Genomic DNA, 18,024 nt, shown 5'->3' with positions numbered 1-18,024 from the left:
GGCATCGACCGGTGTTCCCGGTCGCGCCTACTCCGCGGCCGCGCTGCGATGCCGGCGTTTCGAGGCCGCCCGACGCAGGATGCGGGACAAGGCCTCGACCGAGTAGGGCTTCCGAAGGAGCTCGAAGCCGTGGTCGCTTTCCTGGGCAAGGACGTGGCTGTAGCCGCTGGTCAGCACCAGCGGCAAGTCGGGATGCAGTCGCCGGATCTCCCGCCCGAGGTCGACGCCGTTCATGCCAGGCATGACAACGTCCGACAGCACCACGTCGTAGGCGTGCGGCTTCCCGGCGAGCGCCGCCAGGGCCTCGCTGGCGTTCGCAACCCAATGGGTACCGTAGCCGATCTCGCCCAGCGTCTGGGTGGCGAAGGCGCCGACGTCGAGGTTGTCCTCGACCACCAGCACGCAGGTCCCGTGCCCGTCGACGAGGGGCGTCGCTTCGACGACCGCCCCCTCGGACGTCACGCTTCCCGACGCCCGGGGCAGGTAGAGGGTGAAGGTCGTCCCGCGTCCGGGCTCGCTCTCCACGAGCACCTCGCCGCCGGATTGCTTGGCAAAGCCGAAGACCTGGCTCAGGCCGAGCCCGGTGCCCTGTCCGACCGCCTTCGTCGTGAAGAAGGGCTCGAAGATCCGGCCGATGTCGCCGGGGGCGATGCCCGAACCGGTGTCGGACACTGACACGGCGACGAAGTCCCCCGTCTCCGACGGATGGGAGCGGATCGCCGGCATACCCGATTCCTCACGGGCCGTGATGGTCAGCCGGCCTTCCCCGTCCATGGCGTCGCGCGCGTTGACCACCATGTTCACCAACGCCGTGTCGAACTGGCTCGGGTCGGCGTCCACGAGGCAGACGCCCTCCGGCATCACGACCTCGACCACGATGCGCGATCCGGTCAGCGTGCCCACCATGTCGCCGATGGCCGCCAGGGACCGGCCGGCGTCGAACACCTCGGGCTTGAGCGACTGCCGCCGCGAGAAGGCGAGCAACTGCCCCGTCAGCCTGGCGGCCCGGTCCGTCGTGTCCGAGATCGCCCCGACGTAGCGGAGCCGGCGCTCCTCCGACAGGTCCGGACGCTTCAGCAGGTCGCTCGACGACTTGATCACGGTCAGCAGGTTGTTGAAGTCATGTGCCACGCCCCCGGTCAGCTGGCCGATGGCCTCCATTTTCTGCGACTGGCGCAGGGCCTCCTCCGCACCGGCGAGCAGGGCGGCCTGCTCCTTCTCGGCCGTGACGTCCCGGACGACGCTGTAGATCAGGCCGTCGCGGGCCACGGCGTTCCAGGACAGCCAGCGGTAGTCGCCATCCTTGCGCCGGTACCGGTTCTCGAAGCCGGTGACGGCCTCGCCCCGCATCAGGCCGCCCATCGCGAGGTTGGTGCCCTCCCGGTCGTCGGGATGCACGAGCTCGATGAAGGCGACCGCCGTCAGTTCCTCGTCGGACCAGCCGAGCGTCTCCGTCCAGGCGGGGTTGAGGTTGACGAAGCGTCCGTCGAGGCCGGCGACGCAGAGCATGTCGCGCGAAAACCGCCAGACCTGGTCGAGGTCGCGGGTCCGGGCCTCGACGCTCCGTTCCAGGCTGCGGTTGGCGTCCAGCAGCAGGCGCTCGACCTGCTTGCGGTCGGTGACGTCGAGGACGAACACGTAGAAGCCGTCGGCCGTCCCGTCCGCCGCCCGCCTGGGGATGTAGCGGATGTCGGCGACCCGGTGCCGGCCGTCCGGGAACGTCCAATCCAGCTCGATCCGCGTCGGCTCGCCCGCGAGCACCGCCTCGAAGGCCGGACGCCGGGCCTCGAAGGCGGCGGCGTCGATGACGTCGCGCACGTTGCGCCCGATAACGCCCTCCGGGGCGACCGAGAACCACTCCTCGAAGGCGCGGTTCGCGAACCGGTAGACGAGGTTGGGGTCGATCCGGGCGACGAGCACGGGCAGCGCGTCCGTGACGAGGCGGAGCTCTTCCTCGCTCGCCCGCAGGTTCCGCTCACCGAGCATACGCTGCGTGCTCTCGTTGGTGACGCAGAACATGCCGCGGACCGCGCCGGTCTCGTCGCACAGCGGCGCGTACGAGAACGACCACCACGTCGACTCCTCCACGCCGAAGCGCGTCATCGTCAGGGGCATGTCGGCGAACCGGCTGGCCTCGCCGGCCAGCGCCTTCTCGACGAGGGGACGTATGTCCTGCCAGACGTCGGGCCAGATCTCCGGCATGGCCATGCCGAGCGCCCGCGGGTGGCGTAGGCCGAGCATCGGCCGGTAGCCGTCGTTGTACAGGAACGTGAGTTCGGGTCCCCAGACGAGGAACATGTTCTCGGGGGAGTTCAGGATCAGGTTCACCGCGACCTTGAGCGCGGTCGGCCAGCCGGCCGAGGGCCCGAGCGGGGTCAGTCGCCAATCATGGGCGCGCATCAGGGCGGCCATCTCGCCCTTTCCAGGAGGGAACGCGTTCGCGCCCGGCGCCTCGGGTCCGTGATCGGCCGTTTTCAATATGCGTTCCGGGGTCTGGCGGCGGGGGCGGGAGGATACAACGTGAACAGCCCCATGTGGACCTGGGCCGATGCGTCGCACCCAGCCTCCGGTGCCGGACGGAGCCCAGGGACCATTCGACCCGCGGGGGTCCCAGGCTTTGCCGTTCACGGTCGGTTCGGATAGGTTGCGCGCTCGTGGCAAGGTGGGCCGCGGGCCTTCGATCCTCGCTTCCCCAAGCCGCGCGACAGCGCGATCCGGAAAACCCTGAGAGCATGGAAGCAGACGAAGCCTGGCGCCTGACCGACCGCCTGCAGGCCGAGCATGGCAAGGGCGACCCGTTCGCCGCCGCCATCCGCGCGACCCGCATGGCGATGGTCATCACCGACCCCCGCCTCCCGGACAATCCCATCGTCTTCGTCAACGACGCGTTCCTGCGCATGACGGGGTACGACCGCACCGAGGTCATGGGGGTCAACTGCCGGTTCCTGCAGGGACCCGGCACCGACCGCGGCGATGTCCTGAGCATCCGCGAGGCCATCGAAGGACGGCGCGACATCGCCGTGGACCTGCTGAACTATCGCAAGGACGGCACGACCTTCTGGAACGCGCTCTACATGAGCCCGGTCGTCAACGAGGCCGGCGAGCTCCTGTACTTCTTCGCCTCGCAGCTCGACGTCACCGACCGCATCGACGCGGACCTTCGCATCCGCACCGAGAAGGCCGATGTCGAGCGCCAGGTCGCGGAGCGGACGCGGGAGCTCATGCAGGCGCTTGAGGCCCGGACCCTGCTCGGCCACGAGGTCGACCATCGGGTCAAGAACAACCTCCAGGTCATCGCCTCGCTCCTCGGCATGGAGGCGCGGGCCATGGAGGACCCGAGGGCGAGGCTGGCGCTGCGGACCATGCAGGAGCGGGTCGAGGCGCTCGGCACCGTGCACAAGCAACTCTACCAGACGGCCGACGCCACCCGCTTCGACGTGGCGGAATGCGCCAGGGCCATCGCCACGGACCTGGTGCAGGCGAGCGGGCGCGCCGACATCCACCTGAGCCTCGACACCGAGGCGGCGCTGTTCCCCGCCGCGAAGGCCCAACCGGTGGCGCTGATGCTGAACGAGGTCGTCCGGGAGGTGCTCCGGCCCGCCATCGCCGCGGAGGGCGAGGGAAGCCTCGGCCTGGTCACGCGCCCCGATGGCCGGGACGTGCGGGTCGAGGTGATGTACGACGGCACGGGAAGCGCCGAGGCGCCTTCGGGGTCCGGCCTGGTCGGGCGCCTGATCAAGAGCCTGTCGCGGCAGCTCGACGCCGATGTCGAGTGGCTGCCGATGGGGCGCGGCACCCGCGTTACCATCCGGTTGCCGCATGGACCGGCCGCGGAGGCGGCCTCGGCATGACCCCACCCCTGCGCATTATCGTCGTCGAGGACGAGACCCTCATCCTGATGCAGATCGAGATGCTCCTTGAGGAAGCCGGGCACGAGGTGGTCGGCACGGCCGTGACCCGGGACGAGGCCATCGCCCTCGCCGTCGAGACCCGGCCCGACATCGCCTTTGTCGACCTGCGCCTGAAGGACGGTTCCTCCGGACTGGAAGCCGCCCGGGGCATGCGCGGCGTCGCCGGCCTGACGGTGGTGTTCATGACGGCGAACGCGCGCGAGCTGCCGGACGACCTCGACGGCGCGGCCGCGGTCATTCCCAAGCCGTTCTCGGAGAGCGTGTTCGGGGCGGCGCTGCCGTTCCTTGAGGAATGCCTGAGGCGGCCACCGCCGGGATCACCCCCGCCGCAAGGCGTGCGGCTTGCTCCGTGGTACATCGAGCGTCACGGCCTCGTCCTCCCGGCAGGCGGCGCATGAGCGGGGACGCACCATCGAGGGTCGGCGCCCGGCCACCCGCGGGAATCGTCCGCATCGACGACGCCGGCATCGTGATCGAGGCCGATCCCGCCGCTGCGGATCTCCTTGGGCAATCCACCGTGACTTTGGCGGGGCGACGGCTGTTCGAGGACCTCGTGCCCGGCGCCGACGTCCCGCGCGGGCGGGGGCGGTTCCTGGCTGGCGTGCGCCGCGGCCACGTCGACGTCCGCGGGCGCTTCGGCCTCGACCGCGATACGGGGCCAATGTGCCTGGACCTGCACGTGGCTTCGATGGGGCAGTCGAACGGCTACCGGGTCGACATGGTCGCGGTCGCATCCGTCCCGGCCCACGCCGCCGCCGAGGTCGTCGTCGAACGCCGCGAGCGTGCGGAGCCGGTCGACGTCACCGCGTGCGAACGCGAGCCGATCCACATCCCCGGTTCGGTCCAGCCGGATGCAGTCCTCCTCGTCGCGGACCCCGGCGACCTGCGCATCGTCGCGCACTCGGCGAACGTCGGGGACGCCTTCCCGCATCGGAGCGCCACGCTCGTCGGCGGGACGCTGGATGGCATCCTCCCCTCCGGGTTCGTCGCGCGCGTCCGTCAGGCCCACGCGGCAAACGGCCTGGCCGAAGGGCGGACCGTTTGCGGGACGCTGTGCCTGGACTCGGCCGAGGGGGCCGCGTTCCTCGCGGTCGCGCATGCGCACGCCGACCGTGTCCTCGTCGAGCTGGAGGCCGTCCCGGACCGGCCGGGTGACTTCGGTCCGGCCCACCCGTACGACGCCGGCGTCTCCGTGGCGCGGCTGCGGGCCGCCCGCACCGTCGCCGAGGTCGCCGAGGCGACCGCGAACGAGGTCCGTGCGGTCACCGGTTTCGAGTGCGTCCTCGTCTATCGCTTCGACGCCGACTGGAACGGCGAGGCCATCGCGGAGGACAAGGTCGCGGATTGGTCCCGCTCCCTGCTCGGGCTGCACTTCCCGGCCTCCGACATCCCCGCCCAGGCCCGCGCCCTCTACCTGCGGTCGCGGAGCCGGTTCGTCACCGACCGCGACGCCGAGCCGGTTTCGCTCATCGGCGATGCGGACCTGGCCGGGCAGCCCATCGACCTCACCTTCGCCAAGCATCGCTCGCTCTCGCCGATCCACCTGGAGTACCAGCGCAACCTCGGCGTCAACGGCTCGATGTCGGCCTCCATCATCGTGGACGGCGCTCTCTGGGGACTGCTGATCGGACATCACCGGCGACCGCACTACGTGCCGCCGGAAGGGCGCACCGCGGCCGGCCTGCTGGCCGAGGCGTTGGCCATGCGGGTGCAGGAGATCGAGGGACGCCGCCTCTGGGAGGCCCAGCAGGCCCATCTCGCCGCCGAGGGACGCCTCGTGCGTCAGTTGACCCGGTCCGACGACTACGTCGCCGCGCTGACGACGGGGGAGACGACGATGCTCGACCTGTTCGAGGCCGGCGGGGCGGCCGTGGTCTCGGACGGGACGGTCGCCATCGTCGGGCTGGCGCCGGAACCGGACGCGGTCCTCGCCCTGCGAGACTGGCTGCTGGCGAACCGCCCTCCCGAGGAGACCGGATTCAGCACCCATACCATGGCCGTGGCCTACCCGCCGGCGGAGGCTTTCGCCGAGCGGGCCAGCGGCGTGGTTGCGGTCTTCGTCGACGAGGCGCGACGCAACCTGCTTCTATGGTTCCGGCCCGAGGTGCCCAGCACCGTCTCCTGGGGCGGCGCCCCGCGCAAGCCCTTGGCGGCCGGCAGCGGATCGGCCCCGGTCCTGCCGCGACGGTCGTTCGAGCGCTGGGTCGAGGAGCGGCGCGGGATGTCGAGGCCCTGGGCCGAATGGCAGGTGTCGTTCGCGACCTCGCTCGCCCAGGTCGTCGAGGGCATCGTAATGCGCCAGCGCCGAACCATCGACGAGTTGACCGGGCTGCTCGCCGACAAGGAGCGGGCCCTCGAGCAGAAGGACGTGCTCAGCCGGGAAATCGACCACCGGGTCAAGAACTCGCTGCAGATCGTCTCGGCCTTCCTGCAGATGCAGCAGCGCCAGACCAAGGACCCGGACGCCAAGCAGGCCTTCGCCGAGACGTCCGCGCGGGTGATGAGCGTCGCGCGCGTCCACGACAGCCTGTACCAGGCGGAGAACGTCGAGGACGTCGACCTCGGCCAGACCATCGAGGTCCTTTGCCGTGACCTCTCCGGGATGGCCGGCGACGGCCAGACCGTCGGCATCACCGCCGACGCCAAGGTGATGGTGCCTTACCGCAAGGCGGTGGCGCTCTCGCTCATCGCCACCGAGCTCGTGACCAACGCCTTCAAATACGCCTCCACCGATGCGGGGAAAGGCCACGTCGAGGTGAGCGTCCGCGACGAGGGCGACGGCCGGGTGCGGGTGCGGGTCTGCGACGACGGCGAGGGCCTGCCCGAGGGCTGGGCCGAGCGGAAGCCGAAGGGCACGGGGCTCGGGATGAAGCTCGTGCGCGCCATGCTCGACCAGATCGACGCCAGGCTGGAGGTGGCGAACACGCCCGGGGCGTGCTTCACCGTCCACGCCTGACGGCGGGGGCGTCTTGCGGCCCGTCACATCACCCCTCGCGCCGGAAGCGCCCGGCGGACACATCAGGGCGCCGGCGCCTCGGCGCATCGCCCGACAGGGCGGAGACAAGCGTCGGCTGCCGGGGGCTTGGATGGTGGAGGTGGTGCCCCGGCATGGCCACGAACCAATAAGCCAGGCCCCTGGGACTTCGCCTTGGTCCAGACGTTCCGACAGCGACCCTTGGCAAGCCTCGGAAAGTCCGCTTCGCGGCAGCTTGGCGGAGGATGAGCTACGACCGCGGCGGGTGGTTTTCAGCTGGTCCGCTTTGGGGCAGCGATGCGAGAAAGCGGGCACCGTCGCCGAGCCCACTCACGACCCCTTTCGGATATTCGGAACGTCCGCTTGTAGGCTAGTATGGAAGGCAAAGGTTTATGACCGGATGAGTGATTTCGGCCCGGCTGCTTCCGACCTAGATATCTGTAGAGCGGACGCTGTCGGCAGACGGGTCCGAGTGATTTGGATGCCATAGTTCAGACCAACGGCCTCCTCGGGCGTTGGTATTAGGCGAACGACTACGGTGCTGCATCTCACCACCGGCACCCGCCGGATTTGGACGTATTGCGTGAGGGGCCGTCGGTTTTGCTCAGCGGCGCAGGATGAACAGTGTATCAGGTCTATCAAATGATGATATTATTATTGTCTAGATAAGGTATTAACTCGGTTTCCCCGTCGTTTCGACGCCATGATTGAACAGACGTTCTCCATGTACGTTGCACCTGAACGCGCGTTTTGAGGACGTGAATTTTGAGCAGGATCAGATCGAAGGGCTTGCAGGAGCTCCTTCGCCAACAAACAACGCTCGCCCGATTTGGGGAGCTTGCTCTCCGATCTGATGACCTCGATGAGATTTTGACGGAGGCCTGCCGCTTGGCGGGGGAAGCTCTCGGGACCGATCTCGCCAAGGTCGTCGAGTTGCAGGAGGACGGAAAGACCCTTCGCGTGCGCGCGGGGGTTGGGTGGAGGCCGGGCGTCATCGGAAAAGCGACGATCACCGCCGAGCATGACACGTCGGAAGGGCACGCGCTGCGGACGGGTGAGCCCATGATCTCCCCCGACATCGCGACGGAGACGCGGTTTCGCTACTCGCAGTTCCTGATCGACAACGGTGTCAGGGCGGTGGCCAACGTTCTCATCATCGGCGGCCATGAGAGACCGCCGTTTGGTATCCTCCAGATCGACAGTCACGTTCCGCGCCAGTTCACCGAGAGCGATACGTTCTTCCTGCGCAGCTATGCCAACTTGATCGCGGGTGCCGTGGACCGCATCCGCGTCGTCGGCGAGGTGCGGGATCGGGAGGCGGGCTTACGGACCGTTCTCGAAGATCGCGTCGCCGAACGCACCCGCGAACTGACCGATGCCAACGCCAGACTTCACGCGGAGGCCGAGGAGCGCGGACGGATTGAGGAGGCACTACGCCAATCGCTCAAGATGGAAGCCGTCGGTCAGCTGACCGGGGGGCTCGCCCACGATTTCAACAATCTCCTCGCGGGCATCTCCGGCAGCCTCGAATTCATCCGGACACGCATCGCCCAGGACCGCGCGTCGGAGGCGGCGCGCTACATCGACATGGCGATGACCTCGGTCGACCGGGCCGCGGCGCTGACCCATCGGCTCCTCGCCTTCTCGCGACGTCAGACGCTCGATCCTAAGGCGACCGACGTGAACAGGCTGGTCGCCGGCATGGAGGATCTGTTCCGGCGGACCGTTGGGCCCGGGATCGCAGTCGAGACCAGGCTCGCGGCGGATCTCTGGCCGGTGCTGTGCGACCCGAACCAGCTTGAGAACGCGATGCTCAACCTCGTGATCAACGCACGCGACGCCATGCCCGATGGCGGTTTCCTCACGATCGAGAGCCGGAACAGCATCGTCCCGCATTCGCACGACGGTGCCGACACTGCACCGGGGAGCGTGCCGCCGGGCGAGTACATGGGCCTCTTCGTAACGGATGGAGGCACCGGCATGCCGCCCGAGGTGATCGCGCGGGTGTTCGAGCCGTTCTTCACGACCAAGCCCCTGGGCGAAGGCACCGGCCTCGGCTTGTCGATGATCTACGGCTTCGTCCAACAATCTGGTGGCCATGTCCTGTTGGGAAGCGAGTCCGGGGAAGGAACCGTGGTGTCGATCTACCTGCCGCGGCACCGCGGACCGGTGGACAGCATCGAGATGGCAAGCGCGGTATCCAGCCTACCGCTCGCTGAGGCGGGCACCGTCGTTCTTGTGGTCGAAGACGAGATCGCGCTGAGGATGCTGATCGTCGAGGCGCTATCCGAACTCGGCTACAGCGTGTTGGAAGCCGAGGATGGGAAGGCTGGCTTGCGGATCATCGAATCCCGCGCCTGCATCGATCTCCTTCTCACCGATGTCGGATTGCCCGGCGGCATGAACGGTCGCCAGCTCGCCGACGCGGCGCGCGTACACAGCCCCATGCTGAGGGTCCTGTTCCTGACAGGCTACACGGCGAGCGCAGCCGTTAGGAACGGCCGCATGGCGACGGGCATGGAGATTATGAACAAGCCGTTCGCCCTCGATGCGCTCGCGGCGAAAGTTCAGGCGATGGTCAGCGATACCGGACACCACTACGCGTGATGCGCTGAGCAGATCCGCCGTCGGGCCCTCGTCGCTTTGGTAGATGTCCTCCGGTGGGATCTGGGCCATCGAGTGGTCGTAGGCTTCCGGGTTGGTCAGGTCGCAGCCCGAGCCTCTGCAACTGCGAGAGGCCACTATGCCCCTCGTAATCTTCGCCTTGCTCTGAACATCGCCATCACCACGCTGCTCCGAGGGTTTCGGGACGTCACGCGATGTCGCGAGAAGCCTTCTCCACGGCCTCGGTAACGATGTCGAAGAAGGGCGGCCGCACGGTGTCGTAGTGCGTCTCGGTGGCGATGACCGCGAGGACCTCCAGGCGGTCGTTCGGGAGCCGGCGAATGAGCACGGGCGGCACCCGCGGCCGGAGATGGACTCAGGCGACGTTCGGCTGCCGCATGACCTCGGCGATGTAGCCCCGGGGCAGGTTCCCGAACCGGTCCCGCGGGGCGGCGGGCCCGGGCACCAGCGGGCCGAGGCGTGTCGTGCCGGGGTCCCCCGCGGTGCGGACGCCAGGGGTCACGAGCAGGTCCAGATACCCGGCTTGCAGGTCTGCGATGAAGACGATCGCGTCCATGCCAGATCCGCTGGATCGGGCCGGGATCACCTTCACGCCCTGGAGCGTGAAGGGCGCAGGCCGGTCGAGGCCGGAGCGCATCGCCTCCTGCACCGCGTCCCGGGCCGCCTCGGCGAGCCGGTTCAGGAATCCCGCGACCTGCAGCAGGACCGCCTCGCGGATCGCAAGGTCGACGTCCCGGTCATAGTTCGCCACGTCGAGGGTGAGGCCGATCTGGAGCATCCCGCGACGGTCGCGCCCCGCCGTGCAACGGGCAACCCCCGAACCCCGAGCATGTCTAGAACTGCGATTCTCTCGACGGAAGTAACGGTAGGGTATCCATCGTGGTCTGAACAGGTGGCCCGTCTCGATCTGGGCAGAAGTCCAATATCGACAGGGATAGGTGTCAGGGGTGGAAGGCTAGATAGGGCGCACGTCGGCCTTAAATGGGCGCCCAGGGCAAGGCACAACCCCGAAAGACATTGTTTACCGAAAAATGTGGACGGCCGATCCAAATTCTTGACGGGGAGTCCCGCCCAGGCGCGAAATGGTGGGGCGAGATCAGCCCGCTTGGAGAGATGCCATGACCCCCACCGCTCACATTATGGCCGACGTTGCCGGGCGCGGGGCTCAGGCTTTCGGCCTGGTCAACATGGCGATCCAGGATTTCACCGCGGCCCGGGCCGAGCAGCGCGCCACCGACCTGGAGGCAACCCACGACCTCGGCGTCGAGCTCGTCCGCACCCGCCGCGCCCTGGGAGCCGTACGGGCCGAGGTGGCGACGGCGCGTCAGGAATCCGCCGTGCTGGCGCACGAGCTGGCCGCAGCCAACGCGCGCGCAGACCGGGCCGAGGCTGCCCTGGCGGTGATCCTGCGGACCGTGCGCCGGGCATAAGAAAACCCGCCGGGGCTGCCCCCGGCGGGTCGGTCGTCTCGGCCCGGCTGAATTGTCAGCCGCGGTAGCGCAACCACGGCGTGTAGCCCAGCTCCGCGAGCACCTCGTCCAGCGAAGGCTCAACCCGCCCGGCAGTCCGGGCGGGGGCATCGTCGTTCGCCGGCAGGGCCGGTACATCCGGCTGCGGGACGACGAGGCCGAGCGAGCTCTTGAGCTGCCCGTCCGGACCGGCCGCGACGTGTCGCTCAAGCATCGCCGCCGGCGTCATGGTCACCAGCGCGAGCTGGCTCCGATCCATGCCTCCGAGCCACGCGGCGACGAGCGGAGGCAGGGGCGCCAGCGCCGGGGCGCCCGGCTGCGCGCCGTATCGGCGGCGGTCCGCCCACTGCCTGATCAGCTCGCCGAGCGGATGAGCCTCGGTCTCGTCATCGCCGTCCTCATCAAGCTCGGCATGCATCGCGGCCGCGGCGATCGTCGCCGGCGTCATCGGCTGGCCGCCGATCCCGAGCATCCGCAGGGGCGCCGTCGCGATCGACAGCAGGGCCCTCAGTAAGGCCAGCACAAAACGCATCGTGTCCTCCCGTCCCCGTGGGGCCGTCGGCCCCGATCTACGGATTCTATGCGTAGGCCTGAAAGTCACCATGGAACGGGTGAAGTCCCCTGCACGGATTTTGGAGTAATCCGTGCAGGGGACTTCATTGTGGATAAGGCTTGGGTGCAAATCGGATCACTTGGGCCGCGACAGAAAGGATTTTGACCCCTCTCTCCTAGGGCGGCGTACACGTTTCTTCACAAGTTGGACTTTGTGAAGAAACGTGTACGGCCGATTTCTCCTGCTAAAGCCGCCTCAAAGCCGACTCGCGGCCTTGCGAGCCAGCGAGTCTGGCTTTATCTCAACGTCACCGGCCCAGTGAGGCCGTCCACCCCCCGAATACTTGGAGGAGCAAGTGGCCTCTTCGAGCGCACCCGTTTGCGCGAGCGCTCCCGCTCGCGTTGTTACCGAGATCGATGTCGTCGCGCTCCTGCGCCGCGGCGTCGATGAGGCCGGGTCCCAGAGGGTTTTCGCCCTCCGGCACGGCCTGAACGCCAATAACCTTTCGAGCATCCTGTCGGGCCGCAAGGCGCTGGGCCGGTCCTTCCTCCGCGCCGTCGGCGTGCGCACCGCCCTCGTCATCGAGGGGGCGTCCGCATGAAGTGGACCCAAGAGAATATCGAGCGCTGCAAGGTGCTCTGGAAAGCCGGCAAGCATTCCAGCCGGGAGATCGCGGTGATCATCTCGCAGGAGTGGGACTGCGAGATCTCCCACAACGCCGTCATCTGCCGGATGAATCGCAGCGGCGAATCCTTCAACGGGCCGAACAGAAACAACGTTACACACGACCGCCGCGCGCCGCGCCTGCGCTCCGCGTTGAGCGCCGACGAGTTGGAGAGGGTCCGGGAGCGGGAGCGCGAGCGTGACCGCCGCTACAAAGCGCGGCGCCGCGAGCAGCGCGGGCTTCCCCCCGTCGCGCAGCAGGCCCGCCCCCGGCCGGCGGTGCCGCTCCCGTACCAAGCGCGCCGCCCTGCCGGTGTCCCGGCCCCCGTCGCGCGCCCTGCGGTGCAGCAGGTCACCGCGGATGTGCTGCCGTCCCTCGACGTGCCGTTGCTGGACGCCCGGCATGGGCAGTGTCGCTACATCTGCGGCGATCCGCGCGTGCTGCCCACGCTGTACTGCGGGAATCCTACCGCACCCGACAGTCCCTGGTGCCCCGGGCACCGTCTCGTTTGCGTGCAGGCGGTTCGGCCGCGCGTCTTTGTCCCCCACCAGAACCGGAGAGTAGCATGAGCGGCGGTATAGGTCTCGATATGTTTAGTCTCGGCACCGTCCGTTTGCAGACGCAGACGCGGCATTACGATGCCCAATTTGAATTAGGGCTCCGCGGGGTAATCGATCATCAGACCATTAATAATTGCGCTGACGATATCAATTGTTCGGCGATCGCTCTCTATGCTGGTGATAACTGGCTTAGCATGAAATCGATTGTTGAGCGCGAGCTCGCTGCGCGCACCGAACGGTTCAAGCCAAGAATTTATCGCTACCTGATCTCACATGTCACGCCATGGATCGATGCGGGCAGGGAAGTCAGGAAGTGGCTCCACTTACGCCTCGTCGTCGAGGAGCAGGGTCCCGATGGGGAGAGAGGGTGGCGCCTCCTGTCCCATGAGCAGCAGTACGCCGGAGAAGGCACCGGCCGGAACCGGCGCGTCATCCGGATTCGTGGACTGCCGCCCGAGCAGCAGGCGGCCCGGTACGCCCTGGAAGCCCGGCGGGCCAGGTGCGCCGCTACGGCGGACAGGAAGGCGCGCGAGCGCGCTGACAAGGCGATCGCGGTCTACGTGCGGTCGATCCTTGATTCGGATCCGGACTTCCTCATCCCCGCCTCTTGGGCTGCGAGCGGTCATATCGAGGGCGCCTACGTCGGGAAGCGCCTGGACAACGCCGCCGACATTGTTCGCGACGCGCATCACCGCCTGCAGCTCACCCGGGATCGGCTCACGATTTGGGGCCATGCCCTGAACTGCGGCTTGCACGACGCCACGGTGAATCGTCCCGCCATCATCCCTCTGCCCGGCGATGACGCCGACGCCCTCGGCACCCTGATCTGAGGAGCCCGCATCATGTCCCGCATGGCCGACACTCCCTTCATAGAGTGCAAGGACAGCACTCTTTTCCACGTCGAGGATCGGGACGGCACGCTGGTCTTGACGATGGCGTATCCTGACATCGCCATGGGCCCGGCCGGCCTCTTGGCGCACGTCCGGATCCCGATTGACGGCTCCACGGTCGAGGTCGTGGCGCCCCCCGTGCAGCACGTCCGCGATTTCGTCCGGCGCCATGGCGGCGTTGAGGCGGCCACCCCGGATGCGCTGGATACCCTCAAGGCGATGGCGGGTCGGGAGGGCCCGCCCCCGGCCCCTTTCGGAGTGTCGCCGCAGATAGCGCGGTCACACCCGGGGATTTTCTAGACTGCATCGCCGAGCGGATGGCCGTCCAGGCGGGCGGAGCGCAGCGACGGGCGGCCCAGCACTACCTGAACGTGTTCAGGGTCTACGATCGTTACGGCCATTTCGGGACCGAGCCCCGCCGCCTGCCGGAAGCGATCCAGCACGTCCGGCAGCAGGGATTCGGGGACGTCCGGTCCATCGAGGACCTGCGATGCGCCTGCCATGCGGTGCTCGCCCGGCCCGAGCTGGAGATCCCGCACATGCACCCTTTCCTGGTGGCGCAGCAGGCCCGCCGGGACGCGGACAACGAGCGATATAGAAAATTATATCAAACCGCTTGCAATCCGGTTAACGAGGTATAAATTCTTATACCAAGAGGCCGGGCGGATCCGGACCTCCCGCAGGAGACCCACCATGTCCGACTACGTCACCGGTCAGCGCGCCTACCGCCGCACCCTCGCCGCCGAGCACCTCAAGGCCGTCGCCGCCCTGGAGGTGGCCCGCAAAGATTACCGTGAGGCCAAGGCCGAGCGGATCGCCGCGGTCAACGGTGAGCTCGATGCGTGCCCCGGCATCTGCTGGACGAACGAGGAGCGTGCCGAGGCCCGCGTGGAAGAGGCTGAGGAGCACGAGAAGCAGATCCACGACCAGCTGTGGAGCCTCGATGCCGACATCTGGGATGCGGTGGCCTGCCAGCGGGCTGAGCAGGAGTCCTACGGCGACTGGCCGCGCGCGATGGATGGGCACGGCAACTACGCGGACTGACCCTTACGACGCCGGGGCGCGCGCCCCGGCCCTTCGCAGGTGCGCCAGCCGGGGCGCCCCTGCCGAGGGCCGGCCTCCCTCGATCGACGACCCCACCACACAGTCAGGAGCCACCCCGTGGATAGGCTAAGCAACGGACCGTTCGACGACCTTGCCGAGGAGGCAGGGTTCAAAGGCACCGAGCACTGCATCACCCCCGCGTCGACAATGTACGCGGTGCACGGCCCCTTGGGGCTGGACCGCCCGGAGCTCGGGTACCTCGACGACCTGAGGCAGCTCCTGCGTCTCTGCCAGAAGCAAAGCGTCATGGAGGCGCTGGTCGGGGATAGTGACGACGCTGCCGCCACTGACGAAATTGTCCACGGCGCCGAGGCCCTCTACCGCCACGTCGCGCAGCTTGTCGGCTACCGCAGCGATCTGCGCCCCTGGGAGGACCCGTCCCGGGACACCCGGCCGTTCGCCGAGCGGATGGCGAACCCCGACGACATCCCATTCTGAACCTTAACCGCCGGGGCACCAGCCCCGGCCCTTCGCGAGCCCCGCCAGCCGGGACGGTGCTCGCCGAGGGCCGGCCTCCCTCGATTTCGACCCCTCCACACAGAACGGAGCACACCCGTGGATAAGGCTACGCCCCCCGTCACGACCACCTTCAGCTCTTCTGTCGGCGGCTACACGCACTGCAAGGTTTGCAAGAGGCCGCTGTCGGATCACCTCTCCATGAAAGTCGGCATGGGTCCGATCTGCCGCGAGAACGCCGGCGCCCCGGCCGAAGATCTCTTCTCGATCCGGTCCGACTTCATGGTCGAGGTCGAGGACAGGATCGTTCTCGTCATGGATCTCGACCTGGGCGGCCGCTCGGTCACGAACGATGCAACCCACGTCGTCGACGATCTCGTCCGGGGCGGGATCCTCTCTGACGGCATGCGCCTGATCTACCGGGATTCGAATGGCGACTGGAGTGAAATGCTCCACCGCGGGGGGCAGTTCTCGACGTTCGCCTCCCTCGCCCCGCGGGACATCAAGGATCGCGACGAGGCCGTCGCCCTGGTGCGCGAGCGGTACCGACACCTGCTCGGCTGATCAGCGCCCCGGCCGGCGCGATCCTGCGCCGGCCGCCCCCTCGTCGGAGAACGGTCATGAAGTCCAATGTCCTCGGCGCATCCACCGCCATCACGCGGAAGCTGGTCCTGCTCATCATCGAGCGGAACGCGCACAGCCTGTCGGCTGCGAAGGAGGTCGTCAGCGCGGCCCGGCGCGAGCCCGGCGATTTCTCACACGTCGTGCTCAAGCGCGACGTCCCGGCCGCCTTCGAGCTGGCGGAGCAGATCCGCAAGATCCACAGCATGCGGCGGGGCCGGGTCGGGTTCCGGACGCACCAGTGGTACGGGGGCCGCCGGACGCAGCCACAGTCGGCCGCTGACCGCAACCGCCGGATGGATCGCGCCCGCCTCGCGGAGCGATTCCGGACGGAGCCCCTCCGGCATCGCCTCGCCGTGCAGCGCAGGATGGCCGTGCTGGAGGCAGCGCAGAGGGTCATGAAGTACGGCGCGTCAGGCGGTTCCAGGTGGGAAGTCGGATCCGGCGACGAGCCCGACTATCACGTCGAAGTCGTGAAGGACTGGGCGCGGGTCAACAAGGGCCGGGACACGTGGGCCTCGAACGTCGACCACCACCACATCACCGTCTCCCGTTCCTGGCTCGCGGTTCACAAGCGGATCGGCGACGGGACGGCCATCGTGGACGGTAGATTCCTGCTGGACGCCAAGCTGTTCCTGGACGCCGGTGACCGCAAGATCTGGGAGGCGTCGCTCGCCCGCTCTGGTCGCGGATTCCAGGCTGTCGTCGAGCAAGTCTGGGTCAGCGCCTACGGCCGGGACGTCACGGTCGACAAAGACCTGAAGCGGGCGCTCGCCGCGCCGCCGCCTGCAGGTTTCACCCCCGTCGACCCTGCGCTGCTCGACCAGGACGAGGCCTACCTCGCCGAGCTGGTCGCCTGAAACCTGCCGCCGGGGTTCGTGCCCGGCAGATCCTCGAATCGGACACGACACCATGAGCGACGACCAGAACACCGAACGGACGTACAGCCAGGAGTTCATGCGCCGAGCGGTGCTCACGGTCGGGCAGAACGGCTTCGGCAACAAGTGGCAGGTTCCGTTCGCCTCATGCCTCACCGGCATCATGGGACGGAACGTGTCCGTGGCACAGCTCACTCACTGGAAGAACCGGCACCGGCCCGTCCCGTTGGAAGTGTTCCGCGCGGTGCAACGACTCGCCCCGACCATCGTCGATACGATGCGGGGCAAGGCCGACGCGATCGAGGAAATCTTCGCCAACCCCGTGGATCCGCCACCGCCGGAGCCGGAGCCAACGCCGGATCCGTACGATGGCATCCCATTCTGACCACCAGGGGGGCCTCCTCAGATCTGAGGGGGCCCCTTTTCTATGCGGAGAAGGCCGGGATTCGAGCGCCGGATACAACGGCGCGAAGGGCGCCGCGTTGTATCCCCGTTGTATCCCTGGGTTTTGAGGCCCCATACGGCGACGCGAGGAACCTGCCTCAAGCGTCTGCTTGGTATAGGAAAAACAATGGAGCGGGCGATCGGGATCGAACCGACGACATTCAGCTTGGGAAGCTGACGTTCTACCACTGAACTACGCCCGCGGACACGGCCGGTGCGGTGGTCTCGGCTCCGACGACGCCGTGGCTTCGCCGGGGCCCCGTGCGCCCGTGTACGAAAGCGATCTAGCAGTCCCGCGGCGACGACGTCAAACGGGGTTTTTCGGTTTCGACCGGATCGCGCGGCGGCGGCGGATGTGTCCGCCACCACAGCGTGCAGGCTGGCGCGAGGCCGCTCAGGCGATCCGGGACACGTTGCCGGGCGAGGCGCCGTGCGGAGCGCGGGCGACGTCGTAGGCCCGGTTGCGCAAGGCCGTCTCGCTCGGGAGCTGCTCGATCACATCGCCGGAATGCGGATCGACCACCTGGAACACGATCGAGCTGGTGTCGAGATCCTGGATGTAGCGCGCCTTGTCGCCGGTCGGGGCGATGTCGAGCTTCACCGCCGGTTCCAGCGGTGCGGTCGCGGCCTGCGCCGGCGTGGTCTCCTGTGTGACGGCCGCCGTGGCGGACGCCGCGAGGGCGTCGAGACCCTGGGGTCCCGGCGCCGTCGCATTCAGCGGACGGATATCCATGGCTGATCTCCTGCAATCCTGTGATCGGAGGATTCAGCGGATCTGCGGCCTAAGCGTTCGTTAACGCCGGCCCGCGGCGAGCGGGACAGGCTCCGCGCGTCCGGAGTTGCAATGAAGATCGCGTTACCGGATCGGATCACAT

At 68.0% G+C, this 18,024-nt stretch carries 20 protein-coding genes and 1 tRNA gene; 15 read left to right on the top strand and 6 right to left on the bottom strand.

The window, feature by feature from the left end:
- Positions 1-27: 27 nt before the first annotated feature.
- Positions 28-2,412 (bottom strand): PAS domain-containing protein, encoded by a 2,385-nt coding sequence (locus tag MKL09_RS29285; RefSeq protein WP_244025460.1) that lies wholly within the window; start codon positions 2,410-2,412, stop codon positions 28-30.
- Positions 2,413-2,732: 320 nt separating this feature from the next.
- On the opposite strand from MKL09_RS29285, the gene MKL09_RS29280 reads away from it, so the two are divergent.
- The 4 genes from MKL09_RS29280 to MKL09_RS29260 all read left to right on the top strand — a co-directional run bounded on the left by MKL09_RS29280 (position 2,733) and on the right by MKL09_RS29260 (position 9,492).
- Positions 2,733-3,851 carry a histidine kinase dimerization/phosphoacceptor domain -containing protein gene (locus MKL09_RS29280; protein ID WP_244025459.1) on the top strand — a complete coding sequence of 373 codons (1,119 nt, stop codon included), beginning with the start codon at positions 2,733-2,735 and terminating at the stop codon, positions 3,849-3,851.
- Positions 3,848-4,309, top strand: coding sequence for a response regulator (locus MKL09_RS29275; protein WP_244025458.1), 462 nt, complete (start codon positions 3,848-3,850; stop codon positions 4,307-4,309). Before MKL09_RS29280 ends, MKL09_RS29275 begins: the two co-directional genes overlap by 4 nt.
- Complete coding sequence (locus tag MKL09_RS29270) at positions 4,306-6,867, top strand: histidine kinase dimerization/phosphoacceptor domain -containing protein (protein WP_244025457.1); 2,562 nt, start codon at positions 4,306-4,308, stop codon at positions 6,865-6,867. The genes MKL09_RS29275 and MKL09_RS29270 overlap by 4 nt, the downstream gene beginning before the upstream one ends.
- Before the next feature lie 807 nt (positions 6,868-7,674).
- Positions 7,675-9,492 carry a response regulator gene (locus tag MKL09_RS29260; RefSeq protein ID WP_313901214.1) on the top strand — a complete coding sequence of 606 codons (1,818 nt, stop codon included), beginning with the start codon at positions 7,675-7,677 and terminating at the stop codon, positions 9,490-9,492.
- 205 nt (positions 9,493-9,697) lie between these two features.
- Here the strand turns inward: MKL09_RS29260 and MKL09_RS29255 are convergent, their stop codons facing one another.
- Together MKL09_RS29255 and MKL09_RS29250 are read right to left on the bottom strand one after the other, a co-directional pair.
- A complete protein-coding gene (locus MKL09_RS29255; protein ID WP_244025456.1) occupies positions 9,698-9,838 on the bottom strand; it encodes a hypothetical protein in 141 nt (46 codons plus the stop codon).
- A gap of 27 nt (positions 9,839-9,865) precedes the next feature.
- Positions 9,866-10,288 (bottom strand): hypothetical protein, encoded by a 423-nt coding sequence (locus MKL09_RS29250; RefSeq protein WP_244025455.1) that lies wholly within the window; start codon positions 10,286-10,288, stop codon positions 9,866-9,868.
- A gap of 340 nt (positions 10,289-10,628) precedes the next feature.
- On the opposite strand from MKL09_RS29250, the gene MKL09_RS29245 reads away from it, so the two are divergent.
- Positions 10,629-10,940 carry a hypothetical protein gene (locus MKL09_RS29245; protein ID WP_244025454.1) on the top strand — a complete coding sequence of 104 codons (312 nt, stop codon included), beginning with the start codon at positions 10,629-10,631 and terminating at the stop codon, positions 10,938-10,940.
- Positions 10,941-10,995: 55 nt separating this feature from the next.
- Here the strand turns inward: MKL09_RS29245 and MKL09_RS29240 are convergent, their stop codons facing one another.
- Positions 10,996-11,511, bottom strand: a complete 516-nt coding sequence (locus tag MKL09_RS29240; RefSeq protein WP_244025453.1) for a hypothetical protein — start codon at positions 11,509-11,511, stop codon at positions 10,996-10,998.
- A 376-nt stretch (positions 11,512-11,887) separates the two neighbouring features.
- Between MKL09_RS29240 and MKL09_RS29235 the strand changes: the two genes are divergently transcribed.
- The 10 genes from MKL09_RS29235 to MKL09_RS29190 all read left to right on the top strand — a co-directional run bounded on the left by MKL09_RS29235 (position 11,888) and on the right by MKL09_RS29190 (position 17,090).
- The gene (locus MKL09_RS29235; protein WP_244025452.1) at positions 11,888-12,133 is read left to right on the top strand and encodes a hypothetical protein; all 246 of its coding nucleotides are present in this window, start codon (positions 11,888-11,890) and stop codon (positions 12,131-12,133) included.
- Positions 12,130-12,765: a GcrA family cell cycle regulator gene (locus MKL09_RS29230; RefSeq protein ID WP_244025451.1), complete on the top strand. Its 636-nt coding sequence runs from the start codon at positions 12,130-12,132 to the stop codon at positions 12,763-12,765. The genes MKL09_RS29235 and MKL09_RS29230 overlap by 4 nt, the downstream gene beginning before the upstream one ends.
- Positions 12,762-13,586 carry a hypothetical protein gene (locus MKL09_RS29225; RefSeq protein WP_244025450.1) on the top strand — a complete coding sequence of 275 codons (825 nt, stop codon included), beginning with the start codon at positions 12,762-12,764 and terminating at the stop codon, positions 13,584-13,586. Before MKL09_RS29230 ends, MKL09_RS29225 begins: the two co-directional genes overlap by 4 nt.
- Before the next feature lie 12 nt (positions 13,587-13,598).
- A complete protein-coding gene (locus MKL09_RS29220; RefSeq protein WP_244025449.1) occupies positions 13,599-13,946 on the top strand; it encodes a hypothetical protein in 348 nt (115 codons plus the stop codon).
- 17 nt (positions 13,947-13,963) lie between these two features.
- A complete protein-coding gene (locus MKL09_RS29215) occupies positions 13,964-14,287 on the top strand; it encodes a hypothetical protein (RefSeq protein ID WP_244025448.1) in 324 nt (107 codons plus the stop codon).
- A gap of 52 nt (positions 14,288-14,339) precedes the next feature.
- Positions 14,340-14,690, top strand: a complete 351-nt coding sequence (locus MKL09_RS29210) for a hypothetical protein (protein ID WP_244025447.1) — start codon at positions 14,340-14,342, stop codon at positions 14,688-14,690.
- Positions 14,691-14,807: 117 nt separating this feature from the next.
- On the top strand, positions 14,808-15,188 hold the full coding sequence (locus tag MKL09_RS29205; protein ID WP_244025446.1) for a hypothetical protein: 381 nt from the start codon (positions 14,808-14,810) through the stop codon (positions 15,186-15,188).
- Between the two features lie 117 nt (positions 15,189-15,305).
- Positions 15,306-15,770 (top strand): DUF6011 domain-containing protein, encoded by a 465-nt coding sequence (locus tag MKL09_RS29200; protein WP_313901213.1) that lies wholly within the window; start codon positions 15,306-15,308, stop codon positions 15,768-15,770.
- Between the two features lie 56 nt (positions 15,771-15,826).
- Entirely contained in the window at positions 15,827-16,687 is an 861-nt protein-coding gene (locus tag MKL09_RS29195) for a hypothetical protein (protein WP_244025444.1), read from the top strand.
- A gap of 52 nt (positions 16,688-16,739) precedes the next feature.
- Positions 16,740-17,090 (top strand): hypothetical protein, encoded by a 351-nt coding sequence (locus MKL09_RS29190; protein WP_244025443.1) that lies wholly within the window; start codon positions 16,740-16,742, stop codon positions 17,088-17,090.
- Positions 17,091-17,277: 187 nt separating this feature from the next.
- Here MKL09_RS29190 and MKL09_RS29185 read toward each other — a convergent pair.
- Both MKL09_RS29185 and MKL09_RS29180 read right to left on the bottom strand, forming a co-directional pair.
- A tRNA-Gly gene (locus MKL09_RS29185) sits at positions 17,278-17,352 on the bottom strand.
- Positions 17,353-17,543: 191 nt separating this feature from the next.
- Positions 17,544-17,882 carry a flagellar protein FlaG gene (locus MKL09_RS29180; protein ID WP_244025442.1) on the bottom strand — a complete coding sequence of 113 codons (339 nt, stop codon included), beginning with the start codon at positions 17,880-17,882 and terminating at the stop codon, positions 17,544-17,546.
- Positions 17,883-18,024: the final 142 nt, after the last annotated feature.

The organism is Methylobacterium sp. J-048 (assembly GCF_022829515.1).
Lineage (GTDB): Bacteria > Pseudomonadota > Alphaproteobacteria > Rhizobiales > Beijerinckiaceae > Methylobacterium.
The sequence above is the reverse complement of the archived record's forward strand: the minus strand, read 5'-3'. Positions and strand labels throughout refer to the sequence as shown.

What these genes read in the sequence shown, in the direction of transcription:
- MKL09_RS29285 (WP_244025460.1), bottom strand. Translation starts at nt 2,412, where the DNA reads ATGGCCGCCCTGATGCGCGCCCATGATTGGCGACTGACCCCGCTCGGG.
- MKL09_RS29280 (WP_244025459.1), top strand. Translation starts at nt 2,733, where the DNA reads ATGGAAGCAGACGAAGCCTGGCGCCTGACCGACCGCCTGCAGGCCGAG.
- MKL09_RS29275 (WP_244025458.1), top strand. Translation starts at nt 3,848, where the DNA reads ATGACCCCACCCCTGCGCATTATCGTCGTCGAGGACGAGACCCTCATC.
- MKL09_RS29270 (WP_244025457.1), top strand. Translation starts at nt 4,306, where the DNA reads ATGAGCGGGGACGCACCATCGAGGGTCGGCGCCCGGCCACCCGCGGGA.
- MKL09_RS29250 (WP_244025455.1), bottom strand. Translation starts at nt 10,288, where the DNA reads ATGCTCCAGATCGGCCTCACCCTCGACGTGGCGAACTATGACCGGGAC.
- MKL09_RS29245 (WP_244025454.1), top strand. Translation starts at nt 10,629, where the DNA reads ATGACCCCCACCGCTCACATTATGGCCGACGTTGCCGGGCGCGGGGCT.
- MKL09_RS29240 (WP_244025453.1), bottom strand. Translation starts at nt 11,511, where the DNA reads ATGCGTTTTGTGCTGGCCTTACTGAGGGCCCTGCTGTCGATCGCGACG.
- MKL09_RS29230 (WP_244025451.1), top strand. Translation starts at nt 12,130, where the DNA reads ATGAAGTGGACCCAAGAGAATATCGAGCGCTGCAAGGTGCTCTGGAAA.
- MKL09_RS29225 (WP_244025450.1), top strand. Translation starts at nt 12,762, where the DNA reads ATGAGCGGCGGTATAGGTCTCGATATGTTTAGTCTCGGCACCGTCCGT.
- MKL09_RS29220 (WP_244025449.1), top strand. Translation starts at nt 13,599, where the DNA reads ATGTCCCGCATGGCCGACACTCCCTTCATAGAGTGCAAGGACAGCACT.
- MKL09_RS29215 (WP_244025448.1), top strand. Translation starts at nt 13,964, where the DNA reads ATGGCCGTCCAGGCGGGCGGAGCGCAGCGACGGGCGGCCCAGCACTAC.
- MKL09_RS29210 (WP_244025447.1), top strand. Translation starts at nt 14,340, where the DNA reads ATGTCCGACTACGTCACCGGTCAGCGCGCCTACCGCCGCACCCTCGCC.
- MKL09_RS29195 (WP_244025444.1), top strand. Translation starts at nt 15,827, where the DNA reads ATGAAGTCCAATGTCCTCGGCGCATCCACCGCCATCACGCGGAAGCTG.
- MKL09_RS29190 (WP_244025443.1), top strand. Translation starts at nt 16,740, where the DNA reads ATGAGCGACGACCAGAACACCGAACGGACGTACAGCCAGGAGTTCATG.
- MKL09_RS29180 (WP_244025442.1), bottom strand. Translation starts at nt 17,882, where the DNA reads ATGGATATCCGTCCGCTGAATGCGACGGCGCCGGGACCCCAGGGTCTC.